Genomic DNA, 13,786 nt, shown 5'->3' on the forward strand with positions numbered 1-13,786 from the left:
CTGCTATAGAGCGAGATTCATGCCAGCGCTGGCCAAGCCGTTGTCGGCAAAGGATTTTCAGCAGATTGTGGCTTTGCCAAGGTTCACTCCTGAACACAAATGAACAACCTTCACTGCACGGTTGAACAGCCGCGGCATTGACAATGAACAGGACTGAACAACACTGGATCACACAAAAACAACAACACTGCCGCCGGCAGAGGACGGGCCCATGGCCGCATCCACCAGCGCCCATGCGCAACTGATCCAGGCGTCTTGGCAGCGCTGCCGCGCCTACGGCCTGGACCACCAGTCGCAACCGCAGTTCGGCGACGCATCTACTGTGCAGGTCAGCGAGCTGCTCGAACGCCAGCACTCGCTGCTGGGCACCACTCGCGACGAGGTGCTGCCGCAGTACGCGCACCTGCTGGGTAACTCCAGCTACCTGATCATGCTCAGCGACGATCACGGCCAGTTGCTCGATGCCTGGGGCACCCGGCGCTTTATCGACCCGCGCCAGCGCCACGGCTTTGTCGCCGGTGCCTGCTGGCGCGAGCAAGGGGTGGGCACCAACGCCATCGGCACAGCCCTGGCCACCGGCGAGGCGGTGCATGTCAGCCAGGACGAACACTTCCTCAAGCTCAACCGCTTCATGGCCAGCGCCGCCGCGCCGCTGTTCGATGCCGAGCGCCAGCTGATCGGCGTGCTCGATGTGTCCAGCGACAGCTACCTGCCGACGGCGCAAACTCAGGGCCTGGTACGGATGATGAGCCAGAGCCTGGAGAACCGCCTGATCCTGGCGCGTTTTGCCGGGCACTACCAACAGCTGAGCTTCAACACCGGGGCCAACAACCTCGACAGCCAATGGGCCGGGCTGCTGGTGTTCGATGACCAGGGCCGGGTGCTGGCGGCCAACCGTCGGGCTGACAGTCTGCTTGGGCAGAACCCACTGCAACTGAACCTGGAGCAGTTGTTCCGCACGCCGCTGGCGCAACTGTTGGCCCACCGGGCTGACCAGCCATTTGCGCTGCAGGTGGCCGGGCGCAACCGCTTCCATTGCTTGCTGCATGCCCCCACAGCATCACCCACAGCAGCGCTCAACCGCCCGCAACCAAGCTGCGATCCGCGTATCGACAAGGCCCTGCGCCAGGCCGGGTTGCTGCTGGAAAAAGACATCCCGCTGTTGATCGAGGGCGAAACCGGCGCCGGCAAGGAGGTCTTTGTCACCGCCCTGCACCGCGCCAGTAGCCGCGCCACGCAGCCATTGATTGCGGTGAACTGCGCGGCGATTCCGGCCGAGCTGGTCGAGTCGGAGCTGTTCGGCTACGAGAAAGGCGCGTTCACCGGCGCCCACCACAAGGGCAACATCGGACTGATCCGCAAGGCCGACCATGGCATTTTGTTTCTCGACGAAATCGGCGACATGCCGCTGCCCACCCAGGCACGCCTGCTGCGCTTTCTGCAAACTCGCAGCATCCAGCCACTGGGCAGCGGCGAACCGACGCCGGTGGATATCCGCGTGGTCTCGGCGACCAACCACAACCTCGCCGAACAGGTGCGCCTGGGTCATTTTCGCCAGGACCTGTACTACCGCATCGCCGGCCTGAGCCTGATGCTGCCAGCGCTGCGCGAACGCAGCGACCGCCTGGCCCTGATCGAACAGCTCCACCAGCAGTACCGCGAACCGGGGGCACCGACGCAATTGCCCGGCAAAGTGCTGGAACTGCTGCTTCAGCACCCCTGGCCGGGCAACCTGCGACAACTGGCCAGCGTGCTGCAGGTGGCCCTGGCGTTGGCCGGCGAACGGCCGATTGCCGTGGAGCACCTGCCCGACAGTTTCTTTGCCGACCTGCCTGAGGCCAAGCCCGCCGCGCCAGTGCTGGCCACGCCGGCAAACACTGACGATCTCGGCCAGCGCCTGCGTGCCCTCAATGGCAATATCTCGGCCCTGGCCCGGGCCCTCGGCATCAGCCGCACCACCCTGTACAAGCGCCTGCACACCCAGGGCCATACCGGCGCAGTTGACGAACGCCTGGGCTGATGGTCAGATGCCTGCCAGTTTCAGGTGCCTGCCGCCGCCGTGCGTCAGGTGAAACGGGAAGCCGGTGCGTCGTTATCGACCAGTCCGGCGCTGCCCCCGCAACGGTAAGCGAGTGAAGCATTCAACACGCCACTGTGCCCACAGGCACGGGAAGGCGAATGACTTTACGCCTCGCAAGCCCGGAGACCGGCCTGAAGCCCCACGACTGCATGCAGTCACTTAGGCAAACCTGCGGAGGGCGGGCACGAGCCGGCTGCCTGGCGCGTGTTGGCCGGGGCCCTCCTGTGCGCTTCGCGAATATTTTTCGAGAAGTCCATGACAGCAACAACCCCCAAGCGTCGCCGCGGCCGCCTCGCCGAAGAGCAAATCCAGAGCAAGCCGGAGTGGTCGCAGATCCCCGAGCATACCCGCCATGTGATGCTCTGCACCGGCCCGCGCTGCGTACAACGCGGTGCCCTGCCACTGTGGAAAGTCCTGCGCCGCGAGCTGCTGGTGGCCAACCGCATCGAAACCACTGACGGCGTGCTGCTGACCCGCAGCCATTGCCAGTTCCCGTGCAACCTCGGCCCGGTGCTGACGGTATATCCGGACCGCTGCTGGTACCGGGTAGCCAACGCCGAAGACGCTCAGCGCCTGGTGCGTGTGCACCTGATCGACGGCCAACCGGTGCCCGAGTTGCTGCTCAACGGCCAGGGCTCATGAGGGGGTTGGGCGCCAGCGTGCTGGCCCTGTTGAGCAGCAGCGCCATGGCCCTGGACTATCAGAACTGCGGACACACCTGGCAACTGCCACAGGAGCGCCCGCAACGCATCCTGGCCCTCAACCAGCACGCCGCCGACCTATTGCTGGCCCTGGACGCCGGCCCGGCGCTGGCCGCCGTCAGCTATATAGATGATGACGCCCAGGCGTTGACCAGCGGACGCTATCGCGGCGTCCCCCTGCTGTCGCGTCGCTACCCGGCAACCGAGGTGGTCTATGCCCAAGGTTACGACCTGCTGGTCGGCGGCTTTGCCAGCGCCTTTCGTGACCGCGACGGGGTCGCCCCGCGCACCACCCTGCAGGCCAACGGCATCGCCAGCTACCTGCTGGAAAACGCCTGCGCGCCAGCGCCGGAAAACGGCTTTGCCGCCATTGAACAAGACCTGCGCAGCCTTGGCCACCTGTTGCAGCGCGAGGCCCGGGCCAGCCAGTTGATCACCCGCCAGCGCCAGGACCTGGCCGCCGCCAAAACCATCGCCGGGCACAGCCCGCCGCTGTCGGTGTTCTACCTCGACAGCGAGGTCAACGGCCTGCAAAGCGAAGGCAAGCGCGGTTTCATCACCCAGTTGATCGACGCAGCAGGCGGGCGCAACCTGTACGCCGAGGTGGAGCTGAACCGGGTTACGGTCGATGCCGAGCGCCTGCTGCGCGCCGATCCTGACGTGATCATCCTTGCCGATGCGGTGTGGTCACCGGCCGCCGGCAAGCGCGCCTACCTGCGCCAGCACCCGGCGCTTTCGCACCTGCGCGCGGTGCGCGACGACCGCCTGATCGACCTGCCCTTCAGCCATATCGTGCCCGGCGAACACAGCGCCCGTACCGCCCTGACCCTGGCGCGCCAACTGCTCGCCTTGAAGCAACAGCGGCCTTGACCCGTCGCAGCAGAATCCGCTGCCAAACCCACTATTTCAGCTTTACCGGCTGAGCGTCCAACGCGCTTCAGCCGGGATTTATCCTTGATCACGTCGACAATAAGCACACAGCCAACCCCGGATGCGTGCCTCGATGCAAACAACAAATACAGTCTTGATGATCCGCCCGGCGCGGTTCGCCTTCAACCCGGACACCGCCCTCAACAACCGTTTCCAGCAAGCCCTGCTCGACCCGCAGCAGGCACAGCAGAAAGCGCTGGAAGAGTTCGATGGCTACGTCGATACCCTGCGCCAGCACGGTGTCGAAGTGCTGGTGGTGCAGGACACCCCGGCGCCGCACACCCCTGATTCGATCTTCCCCAACAACTGGTGGAGCAGCCACGCCGACGGCAGCCTGGTGCTCTACCCGATGGAGGGCCAGAACCGCCGCCTGGAGCGCAGCAAGGGCGTGCTCAAGGTGCTTGAAGAGCGCTTCGCCGTCCGTCAGACCATCGATCTGAGCCCGTTGGAACAGCAGAGTATGTATCTGGAAGGGACCGGCAGCATGGTCCTCGATCGCGAACACCGGATCAGCTACGCCTGCCACTCCGGGCGCACCCACACCCAGGCCCTGCGCCTGTTCGCCGAACAGCTCGATTATCGCCTGTGCCTGTTCCACGCCGTCGACCGCCACCAGGCACCGATCTATCACAGCAACGTGATGATGAGCGTCGGCCGCGGGCTCTCGGTGGTCTGCCTGCAGGCGCTGCCCGAGGCCGATGAGCGTCGCGCCCTGGAGCATTCGCTGCGCGACACCGGCAAGGACATCCTGACCCTGGACTTCGACCAGCTCGAAGGTTTTGCCGGCAACATGCTCGAAGTCCACGACAAGCAAGGCCAGCCACTGCTGGTGATGTCGCGCAGCGCCTGGCGCTCGCTCACCCCAGAACAACGCCGGCAGGTCGAGCAGCACAGCCACCCGGTGGTGGTGAACATCGACCATATCGAGCGCATCGGCGGCGGCAGCGCGCGCTGCATGCTCGCCGAAGTGCACCTGCCTGTCCGTCACTGATTACAACAAAGGAGTTCACCATGACCCGCTATATCGACGTTACCGACCTCAGCCGCCTGGTGGCACGCAAAGGCCTGAGCACCTGCATCAGCGAGATGGCCGAGTACATCCGTGAGGACTACCTGCGCTGGCACGACTTCGAAAAATGCGCGCGCCTGGCCAACCACTCGGCCGACGGGGTGATCGAGCTGATGCCGGTGTCCGATGCCAACCTGTACGCCTTCAAGTACGTCAACGGCCACCCGAAAAACACCCAGCGCGGCATGCTCACAGTGATGGCCTTCGGCGCCCTGGGCGACGTTGATAGCGGCGCGCCGGTGCTGCTTAGCGAGATGACCCTGACCACCGCCATCCGCACCGCCGCCACCTCGGCCCTGGCCGCGCGCTACCTGGCGCGCAAGAACAGCCGCAGCATGGCGCTGATCGGCAACGGCTCGCAGAGCGAGTTCCAGGCCCTGGCCTTCCATGCCCTGCTGGGCATCGACGACATCCGCCTGTATGACCTGGACCCTGCGGCCAGCGCCAAGCTGGTGTCCAACCTCGCCGCCTTCCCGGCCATCAAGGTCAGCGTTGCCGGCTCTGTCGCCGACGCGGTGCGCGGCGCCGATATTGTCACCACGGTGACTGCCGACAAGGCCTACGCCACCATCCTCACCCCGGACATGATCGAGCCTGGCATGCACCTGAATGCCGTCGGCGGCGACTGCCCGGGCAAGACCGAACTGCACCGCGAGATCGTCGAGCGCGCCCGGGTGATCGTCGAGTACGAACCGCAAAGCCGCATCGAAGGCGAAATCCAGCAAATGCCTGCCGACTCGCCCACCACCGAATTCTGGCAAGTGGTCAACGGCCAGGCCGCCGGGCGCGAAAGCGCCGAGCAAGTGACCCTGTTCGATTCGGTCGGCTTTGCTCTTGAGGACTACTCGGCCCTGCGCTATGTGCTGGACGTCGCCAAGGCCCTGGACATCGGCAGCGAGATTGCCCTGGTGCCGGAGCTCAAGGACCCGAAAGACCTGTTCGCGCTGCTGCGCGCCCCGGTTGCAGACCTGCAGAAAAAACGCGCCTGAGGCCGACCGATTCTGCCGCGCCGCGGTGCGGCAGATCGGAAACCGCTGCACACGAAGCTCAAACAGGAGGTGCTCCAGCCGATTCGGCTGCCATTCACGCGTTAACAGCAAAATCCGGCAGCCGACGCCGGCGCAAACGACACAAAAAAAACGTCGTCATCGCGCATTCTGAGCCCGACCAGAGAGTCACTAAAAGACCAGAAGCGCACCACTGCCCTACATCAACTATAAAACTCAGGGATACTCATATGACTTCGCTGCGAAAGCTCCTCAGCGTGCTGCTCCTGCCACTGTGCGCAAGTGCGGTGCAGGCCAAGGAATGGACCGAGATCCGTTTCGGCGTCTACCCCGAATACCCCCCTTTTGAATCGGTTGCCGCCGATGGCAGCCTGCAAGGCTTCGACATCGAACTGGGCAACGCCATCTGCGCCAAGCTGCAGGTCAAATGCACCTGGGTGCATAACGAATTCGACGGCATGATCCCGGCCCTGCGGGCACGCAAGTTCGACGCGATCATGTCGTCGATGGCGGTGACCCCGGCGCGGCAGAAACAGATCGATTTCAGCGCCAAACTGTTCCTCAGCCCGACCTCGGTTATCGTGCGCAAGAGCGCCGACTTCGGCGATACCCCGGAATCGCTCAAAGGCAAGCAGGTCGGCGTGCTGCAAGGCTCGCTGCAGGAAGCCTACGCCCGCGCCAAACTGGCGCCGCTGGGGGCCCAGGTCAAGGCTTATCAGGCCCAGGACCAGAACTACGCCGACCTGCTCAACGGCCGTCTCGACGCCACCTTGACCGACAAGCTCGAAGCCCAGCTCAACTTCCTTTCCAAACCCGAAGGCGCCGACTTCAAGAGCGGCCCGGCGATCAAGGACCCGACCCTGCCCCTGGATATCGCCATGGGCCTGCGCAAGAACGACAGCGAGCTCAAGGCCCTGCTCGACAAAGGCATTGCCGCGGTGCACGCCGACGGTACCTTCGCCGAAATCCAGAAAAAATACGTCGGCGACCTGGATATCTACAACGAGTAAGCCGTGCCGGCGTGATCAGTTCGCCCTGAGTTGATCGCGCCCGCATTTGCCCTGCGTCCTACCGAGATTTTTCCCGTGAACGACTTCCTTCACTCCCATGGCTGGCAGGCCTTGAGCCTGCAGGGCTTCGGCCCGCTGTTGCTGCAAGGGACCTGGATGACCCTGAAACTGGCGCTGTTGTCGCTGGCCCTGAGCCTGGCACTGGGCCTGTTCGGTGCCAGCGCCAAGCTCTCGCGGCTGAAACTGCTGCGGGTACCGGCCACTCTGTACACCACGCTGATTCGCAGTGTGCCGGACCTGGTGCTGATCCTGCTGATTTTCTACACCTTGCAATTGTGGCTCAACGACCTGACCGAGCTGCTCGGCTGGGACTACTTCGAGATCGACCCGTTCACCGCCGGGGTCATCACCCTGGGCTTTATCTACGGCGCTTATTTCACCGAGAACTTTCGCGGGGCGATCCTCAGCGTCCCGGCCGGGCAACTGGAAGCCGCCACGGCCTACGGTCTGAGCCGCGCGCAACGCTTTCGCCTGGTGCTGTTCCCGCAACTGATGCGCTTCGCCCTGCCGGGCCTTGGCAACAACTGGCTGGTGCTGCTCAAGTCCACTGCGCTGGTGTCGATCATCGGCCTGGCCGACCTGGTCAAGGCCGCACAAAACGCCGGCAAGACCACCAACAACACCCTGTACTTCCTGATCATCGCCGGGCTTGTGTACCTGCTGATCACCACCCTCTCCAACCGTCTGTTCAAGCACCTGGAGCGGCGTTACAACACCGGTATCAAGGGGCTGGCACGATGATCGAACTCTTTGAGCAATACGGCCAGGCCTACCTCTACAGTGACGGCGCCGGGCTTTCCGGGCTGGCCATGACCCTGTGGCTGTTCGTCATCACCATGGTCCTGGGCTTTTTCCTGTCGCTGCCGCTGGCCCTGGCGCGGGTCTCGCGCAGCCTGTGGTTGCGCTGGCCGGTGGAGTTCTACACCTTCGTGTTCCGCGGCACGCCGCTGTATATCCAGCTGTTGATCTGCTACACCGGCCTGTACGGGCTGGAGGTGGTGCGCGATCACGCCCTGCTCGACCAGTTCTTTCGCAATGCGCTGAACTGCACCCTGCTGGCTTTCGTGCTCAATACCTGCGCCTACACCGTGGAGATTTTCGCCGGGGCGATTCGCAATATCCCCCATGGCGAGATCGAAGCGGCCCAGGCCTACGGCCTGCACGGCTGCAAGCTGAACCTGTTCGTGGTGCTGCCGGCGGCTCTGCGCCGCTCATTACCGGCTTACAGCAACGAGCTGATCCTGATGCTGCACGCTACCTCGCTGGCTTTTACCGCCACCATCGCCGACATCCTCAAGGTCGCCCGCGATGCCAATGCCGCCACCTTCCTGACCTTCCAGGCCTTCGGAACCGCGGCACTGCTGTACATGTTGCTGTCCTTCGCGCTGGTCGGGCTGTTTCGCCTGGCCGAGCGGCGCTGGATGGGTTTTCTTGTTCCTGCCCGAGGCTAACTCATGACCACTACCGCACACGCCTTGTCGACCGGCGAGCACACCCACGGCACGCGTCCAAGCCCGCGCATTGCCAGCGTCGCCGCCGACGCCACGGTAAAACTGAGCGTTGCCGACCTGCACAAACGCTACGGCGATCATGAAGTGCTCAAGGGCGTCTCGCTGCAGGCGCGCAAAGGCGACGTGATCAGCCTGATCGGTGCCAGCGGCTCAGGCAAGAGCACCATGCTGCGCTGCATCAACTTCCTTGAGCAACCCGATGCCGGGGTCATCACCCTCGATCAGCAGACCATCGAAATGCGCCAGGGCCGCGCCGGCAGCCGGGCGCCGCACCCGGCGCAGTTGCAGAACCTGCGCACGCGCCTGGCCATGGTGTTCCAGCACTTCAACCTGTGGAGCCACATGACGGTGCTTGAGAACATCTGCATGGCGCCGCGGCGGGTGCTCGGGGTCAGCAGCCAGGAAGCCGAAGCCCGCGCACGCAAGTACCTGGACAAGGTCGGCCTGCCGGCCCGCGCCGCTGACCAGTACCCGGCGTTTCTTTCCGGTGGCCAGCAACAGCGGGTGGCGATTGCCCGGGCACTGGCCATGGAGCCGGAAATCATCCTCTTCGATGAACCGACCTCGGCCCTCGACCCGGAGCTGGTCGGTGAAGTGCTGAAAGTCATACAGACGCTGGCCGAGGAAGGCCGTACCATGCTCATGGTCACCCACGAGATGGGCTTTGCCCGCCAAGTGTCGAGCCAGGTGCTGTTTCTGCATCAGGGCCGGGTCGAGGAACAAGGAAGCGCCGAGATACTTGACCAGCCGCAGAGCGAACGCCTGCAGCAATTTCTTTCCAACCGTTTGAAGTGAAGCCGAACCTGCATGGATACCAAGGTCAACAGCCCACAGACCACGCCGCCCCTGGACCGGATCGACGAAGCGATCATCGATGTGTTGCGCCACAACGGGCGCATCACCTATGAAAAGCTCTCATCGCTGGTGCACCTCACCCCTCGCCCATGTCTGGAACGGGTGCGCAAGCTGGAACGGCGCGGAGTGATTCGCGGCTATGGCGCGATCATCGATGTGCAGATGGTTTCGCCGGGGCTGTCGCTGCTGGTGCTGGTGGCCCTCTCCAACCAGAGCGGGCGCGCCGCGCAAAAGGCCTTCGAGGCCTGCGTGCGCGCCTGCCCGCAGGTGTTCGACTGCCAGCTGATCAGTGGCCACTTCGACTACAGCTTGCGCATGCGCTGCCGTGACATGGAGCACTACCGGGTGCTGACCGAAACCTGGATGAACAACGACGAGCTGCACATCGACAAGCTGGTCGCCCACCCGGAGCTGGCGGTGGTGAAGAACACCGCCCCCCAGCTCTAGGCCACCAACTCAGGTACGCGGCGGCGCCACCGGCCCGCTGCGCGACCAATCGAGCAACAGGCTGTAGGCCACCGCCAGCAAGGTCGGGCCGATGAACAGGCCGATAAAGCCGAAGGCCAGCAAGCCGCCAAACACCCCGAGCAAGACGATCACCAGCGGCAGGTTACCGCCACGGCTGATCAGGTAGGGTTTGAGCACGTTGTCGACGCCGCTGATGATGAAGGTACCCCAGAGGCCGAGGAACACCGCCATGCCGTACTCGCCCTGCCAGGCCAGCCAGGCGGTAGCCGGCACCCAGGCCAGCGGTGGGCCCATGGGAATCAGGCTGAGCATGAAGGTGACGATCCCCAGCACCAGCGCCCCTGGCACACCGGCAATCAGGAAGCCGATCAGCGCCAGTACCGCTTGCGCCGCAGCGGTGCCGATCACGCCGTTGACCACCCGTTGCACGGTACCTGCCACCAGTTCGAGGTAGTACTCGGCGCGCTCGCCGATCAGGCGGTCCAGCAGGCGCAGGACAAACGCCGCCAGGCGCGGCCCGTCACGGTAGAAGAAGAACACGAAGACCAGGCTCAGGGTCAGCTCGAGAATGCCGCTGCCGATCTGCGCGCTGCGCGCCAGCAGCCAGTTGCCGACCTGGCCCAGATACGGCTTGATGGTGACCAGCAACGCCGCGCCTTGCTGGTCAATGGTGTTCCACATGCCCACCAGGCGCTCGCCGACAAAAGGCACGCTGCCCAGCCAGCCCGGCGCATCGGGCAGGCCATCGACCTGCACGTCGCGCACGAAGGCGGTGGCATCGCGAATATGGTCGGCCAGGTTGAAGCCCAGCCACACCAGCGGCAACGCCACCAGCAATATCCACAAGGTGGTCAACAACCCTGCGGCGAGGGTTTCGCGACCGCCGAGCAGGCGCGTCAACAGACGCATCAGCGGCCAGCTGGCGTAGGCCAGGATGGCCCCCCAGAGCAGCGCCGAAATGAACGGTGCCATCACCCAGAGGCCTGCGCCAAGCAGCGCCAGCAGGATGATCTGCACCAGCAGGCGGTCATTATTGGGCATCATGTTTCTCGATCAACGAATCAGTTCGACGTGGAAACCATCAGTCTCGGCGCTACCCACTTCCAGTCGCGCTGGACGCACCCCGGCCTTTACCAGTTGCTCACGCCAGTCTTGCGCCTTGGCCCCGCTCAGGCTCACGCGCAAGGTGGTGTTGTTGTTCAGGCTGCGCCCGATCAGGTTGACCCAGGCCGCAGGCGGCTCGCCGTTCAAGTCAGGGTAGTCGAGCTTTCCGGTGTCGAGCAGTTCGCGCATCAAGGTGGCTGGCGTGGGCAGCAACTCGCCCAGGGGCGCATCGGCGACGAACTCTTCGACGTGCAGGTAAGCACGCTTGTTGCCACGGGTGATGCTGTACAGGGCGACCAGGGTGTTGCTCTGCTCGGCGGAGCGGCGCAGCAGAATGAACGCCTGTTGCTCGTCGGCACCCGACAACGTGCGGTTCTTGAACACCTCGTTGGCCCACAGGCTGTTCTCGCCACAATCACGCGCCTGGCACCAGAACAACGGATAACCGCCATCGTTCTGCAGGGCTTCGCGGGCGGCGGTGAAGGCTTCGTTGGCACTGCGCTCGCGGGGCAGCTCATAGGTGGTGGAGCTGACCTGGCCGCGGCTTTCGATCTTGCCCTCGACCCGCAGCTGATTGCTGATCTTGCGCAGGCCGCCCAAGGGGTAGATGCGCTCCTGCGGTACCGCCGCGCGCTGATCGACCACCTTGGCGTCCAGCGGAACCGGCAGGCCGTCGGCCAGCAACGGCAGGCTGGCGAGAACGCCGAGCCCGGCCATGGCCGCCCGGGTAAGCAATTTGAGCCTCATAGGCTCGTCACCGAGCGCGGGGCGTCAAGGTGGTCAAATGATGTGGCGTTGTCTTGCTCGTTCATGGTTGTCTCCCTGTTCAACCCGCCAAGCCTCGACAGTTGCCGGTCACAAGTCAAGAAATGCCAAAGAAGCGATTGAAACAGTCTGCAACAAGGGTTGCGCCGGCCTCGTCATTCAGGTGCAGATGATGACCGCCCGGCAGTTGTTCTCGCTCAAAGGGTAGCTGCTCGAGCAACTCGCTGTGGCGCGCCAGCATGCCTTCGGCGGCCACCACCAGTTTCGCCGGGCAGGCGATGCGCTGCACGAAGCTCATGGCCTGGGCCTGGTTCAGTCGCGTGGGCGATGGCAGGGTCAGGCGGCTGTCGCTGCGCCAAGTGTAGCCACCGGGTACCGGCATCAGCCCACGCTGGGCAAGTAGCTCGGCCGCCTCGCGGCTGACCGCCACCAGGCCCTTCATGCGTGCCTCGATGGCCTGCTCGAGGGTCGAGTGCACGGCCTTGCGCTTGCTGTCCAGGCGCAGTTGCGCCTGCAGGGCCATGCCCATGCGTTCGGCGGCATCCTGCGGGCCGCTGGTGGGCGGGATGACCCCGTCGATCAAGGCCAGGCGGGTGATGCGTTCGGGCAAGGCGCCGGCCAGCAGCACCGAAATGATCGCCCCCAGCGAGTGCCCGAGCAGGGCAAAGCGCTCCCAGCCCATCTGCTCGGCCACCCGCAGTACATCGTGGGCGTAGTCGGCCAGGGCGTAGCCGGCGCCGGCCGGGCGATGCTCGGAATGGCCATGGCCGGCCAGGTCCAGGGCGAGGATGCGCAGGCCCTTGAGCCGGGGCGCCAGGCGGGCAAAGCTGTTGGCGTTGTCCAGCCAGCCGTGCAGGGCAATCACCGGCAAGCCGTCGGCCGGGCCGAACAGGTGCGCGGCCAGCTCGATATGGCCCAGGTTCAGGCGTACTTCTTCCATTTCAGTGCTCATGTCGGGGTGTCCTGCCAGCGCTCGAACAGGCCCTTGATCAGGCTGGCGGTATCGCTCGGGTGCTCCAGCGGAAACATATGACCGCCCGGCAGGCTGTGGTATTCGCCCCTGGGCATGCCACGCACGGCCAGGGCGTGATGGCGCTTGACCACCCGGCTGTGGCTGCCACGGACCATGGCCAGGGGCAGCTGCAGCTGTTTGGCCGGGCTCGGGCTGGTGTGCGGCAGGCTGCGGTAGATGCTGATCTCGGTAGCCGGGTCAAAGCGCAGGCGCAAGCCGTCTGCGCCGGGCTGCAAGCCATGCTCAAGGTAGGCGTCCAGGCATTCGGGATCGAAATGGCGGAACAGCGTTTTGCCAGCGAAATAGGCCCGTGCGCTGTCACGGTCGGCAAAGGCTTCGCGGCGGCCCAGGGTGCGCCCGGCCGGGGTGATGCGATCGATGAAGCCCATGCGCTTGGCGGCGTGGATCAGCCACTGGTCGACCCGGGTCAACACCGGCGAATCGAGCATCACCACGCCGCGGTAGTACTGCGGGCAGCGCAGCGCCGCATGCAGATGCAACACACCCCCCAAAGAATGCCCGACGCCCCAGACCGGGCCCGGCTGTTGCTCCAGGTGATGGATCAGCTCGTCGACCAGGTTCTGCCAGTTGTCGTTGACCGGAAAGCGCGGATCGTGGGCATGCTGGGCCAGGTGGCTGACCTGATAGTCCGGCGCCAGCGCCGCAAAGAGCTTGCCGTAGGTGGCCGAGGGAAAGCCATTGGCATGGGCGAAGAAGATCTGCTGCGACATGGCCGCCAATCCAGAAGGAAGTGATGGCTCATTGTCGGCAACCGCACCCGTGGCGGCAATGTCCGGAAAAGCCATCGGCGACGGCAATCAGGTCAATACTCGCCGAAACTGGCCATCGAGCGGCGCAGGCAGGCCTGCATATAGGCCAGTTGCTGCTCGAGGGCTTCGCGGGCGCGACGCTTGTCTTCGACATCGAGCTCAAGCCGGCGCAGGGCCAGGCAACTGGTCTGCAGCAGGTGTGACATGCGAATGCTGGCCTGGCGCAGTTGCTCCAGCTCGTACTGGCCTTCGAACTTGCGCAGCAGGTAGTCGAGCTTGGCGTCGGCGCTGTCCTGCAACATGCGGTACTCGGCAAAGTCCAGCGCCTGGTGCTTTTGCACCTTGTCGAGCGCCGGCTGCACGTCGGCCGAGTACACCAGATCCAGATGTCTACTGCTCATAGTCCAATTCCCTGGGACACCCTGCCCCGCAACTTGATTGCAC

Annotated in this window: 15 protein-coding genes and 1 riboswitch; of the genes, 10 read left to right on the forward strand and 5 right to left on the reverse strand. The window is 64.5% G+C overall.

The features are described 5' to 3' along the window. Positions 1-211: 211 nt before the first annotated feature. The 10 genes from UB48_RS26060 to UB48_RS26105 all read left to right on the forward strand — a co-directional run bounded on the left by UB48_RS26060 (position 212) and on the right by UB48_RS26105 (position 9,670). Positions 212-2,020, forward strand: coding sequence for a sigma-54-dependent Fis family transcriptional regulator (locus UB48_RS26060; protein WP_045202153.1), 1,809 nt, complete (start codon positions 212-214; stop codon positions 2,018-2,020). Positions 2,021-2,025: 5 nt separating this feature from the next. Continuing rightward, a riboswitch (cobalamin riboswitch) is annotated at positions 2,026-2,230 on the forward strand. 105 nt (positions 2,231-2,335) lie between these two features. Further along, positions 2,336-2,722: a ferredoxin gene (locus tag UB48_RS26065; RefSeq protein ID WP_045202155.1), complete on the forward strand. Its 387-nt coding sequence runs from the start codon at positions 2,336-2,338 to the stop codon at positions 2,720-2,722. Beyond that, a complete protein-coding gene (locus UB48_RS26070) occupies positions 2,719-3,651 on the forward strand; it encodes an ABC transporter substrate-binding protein (protein ID WP_045202157.1) in 933 nt (310 codons plus the stop codon). Before UB48_RS26065 ends, UB48_RS26070 begins: the two co-directional genes overlap by 4 nt. A 133-nt stretch (positions 3,652-3,784) precedes the next feature. Further along, positions 3,785-4,702, forward strand: coding sequence for a citrulline utilization hydrolase CtlX (gene ctlX / locus UB48_RS26075; RefSeq protein WP_045202227.1), 918 nt, complete (start codon positions 3,785-3,787; stop codon positions 4,700-4,702). 20 nt (positions 4,703-4,722) lie between these two features. Continuing rightward, positions 4,723-5,769: an ornithine cyclodeaminase gene (locus tag UB48_RS26080; protein WP_045202159.1), complete on the forward strand. Its 1,047-nt coding sequence runs from the start codon at positions 4,723-4,725 to the stop codon at positions 5,767-5,769. A gap of 248 nt (positions 5,770-6,017) precedes the next feature. Further along, positions 6,018-6,797, forward strand: coding sequence for an ABC transporter substrate-binding protein (locus tag UB48_RS26085; protein WP_045202161.1), 780 nt, complete (start codon positions 6,018-6,020; stop codon positions 6,795-6,797). 75 nt (positions 6,798-6,872) lie between these two features. Then, complete coding sequence (locus UB48_RS26090; RefSeq protein WP_038996184.1) at positions 6,873-7,598, forward strand: ABC transporter permease; 726 nt, start codon at positions 6,873-6,875, stop codon at positions 7,596-7,598. Beyond that, a complete protein-coding gene (locus tag UB48_RS26095) occupies positions 7,595-8,308 on the forward strand; it encodes an ABC transporter permease (protein ID WP_045202163.1) in 714 nt (237 codons plus the stop codon). Before UB48_RS26090 ends, UB48_RS26095 begins: the two co-directional genes overlap by 4 nt. A 3-nt stretch (positions 8,309-8,311) precedes the next feature. Continuing rightward, entirely contained in the window at positions 8,312-9,163 is an 852-nt protein-coding gene (locus tag UB48_RS26100; protein ID WP_275560879.1) for an ABC transporter ATP-binding protein, read from the forward strand. A 12-nt stretch (positions 9,164-9,175) separates the two neighbouring features. Continuing rightward, on the forward strand, positions 9,176-9,670 hold the full coding sequence (locus UB48_RS26105) for an Lrp/AsnC family transcriptional regulator (RefSeq protein ID WP_010224632.1): 495 nt from the start codon (positions 9,176-9,178) through the stop codon (positions 9,668-9,670). Between the two features lie 9 nt (positions 9,671-9,679). Here UB48_RS26105 and UB48_RS26110 read toward each other — a convergent pair whose 3' ends face one another. The 5 genes from UB48_RS26110 to UB48_RS26130 all read right to left on the reverse strand — a co-directional run bounded on the left by UB48_RS26110 (position 9,680) and on the right by UB48_RS26130 (position 13,743). Further along, complete coding sequence (locus UB48_RS26110) at positions 9,680-10,732, reverse strand: AI-2E family transporter (RefSeq protein WP_045202231.1); 1,053 nt, start codon at positions 10,730-10,732, stop codon at positions 9,680-9,682. A gap of 12 nt (positions 10,733-10,744) precedes the next feature. Further along, on the reverse strand, positions 10,745-11,512 hold the full coding sequence (locus UB48_RS26115) for a DUF4892 domain-containing protein (RefSeq protein WP_249744445.1): 768 nt from the start codon (positions 11,510-11,512) through the stop codon (positions 10,745-10,747). 145 nt (positions 11,513-11,657) lie between these two features. Then, entirely contained in the window at positions 11,658-12,512 is an 855-nt protein-coding gene (locus UB48_RS26120; protein WP_045202167.1) for an alpha/beta hydrolase, read from the reverse strand. Further along, positions 12,509-13,303 (reverse strand): alpha/beta fold hydrolase, encoded by a 795-nt coding sequence (locus tag UB48_RS26125; protein WP_045202169.1) that lies wholly within the window; start codon positions 13,301-13,303, stop codon positions 12,509-12,511. The genes UB48_RS26120 and UB48_RS26125 overlap by 4 nt, the downstream gene beginning before the upstream one ends. A gap of 92 nt (positions 13,304-13,395) precedes the next feature. After that, the gene (locus tag UB48_RS26130; protein ID WP_045202171.1) at positions 13,396-13,743 is read right to left on the reverse strand and encodes a hypothetical protein; all 348 of its coding nucleotides are present in this window, start codon (positions 13,741-13,743) and stop codon (positions 13,396-13,398) included. Positions 13,744-13,786: the final 43 nt, after the last annotated feature.

The organism is Pseudomonas sp. 2(2015) (assembly GCF_000955865.1).
In the GTDB taxonomy this organism is placed as follows: domain Bacteria; phylum Pseudomonadota; class Gammaproteobacteria; order Pseudomonadales; family Pseudomonadaceae; genus Aquipseudomonas.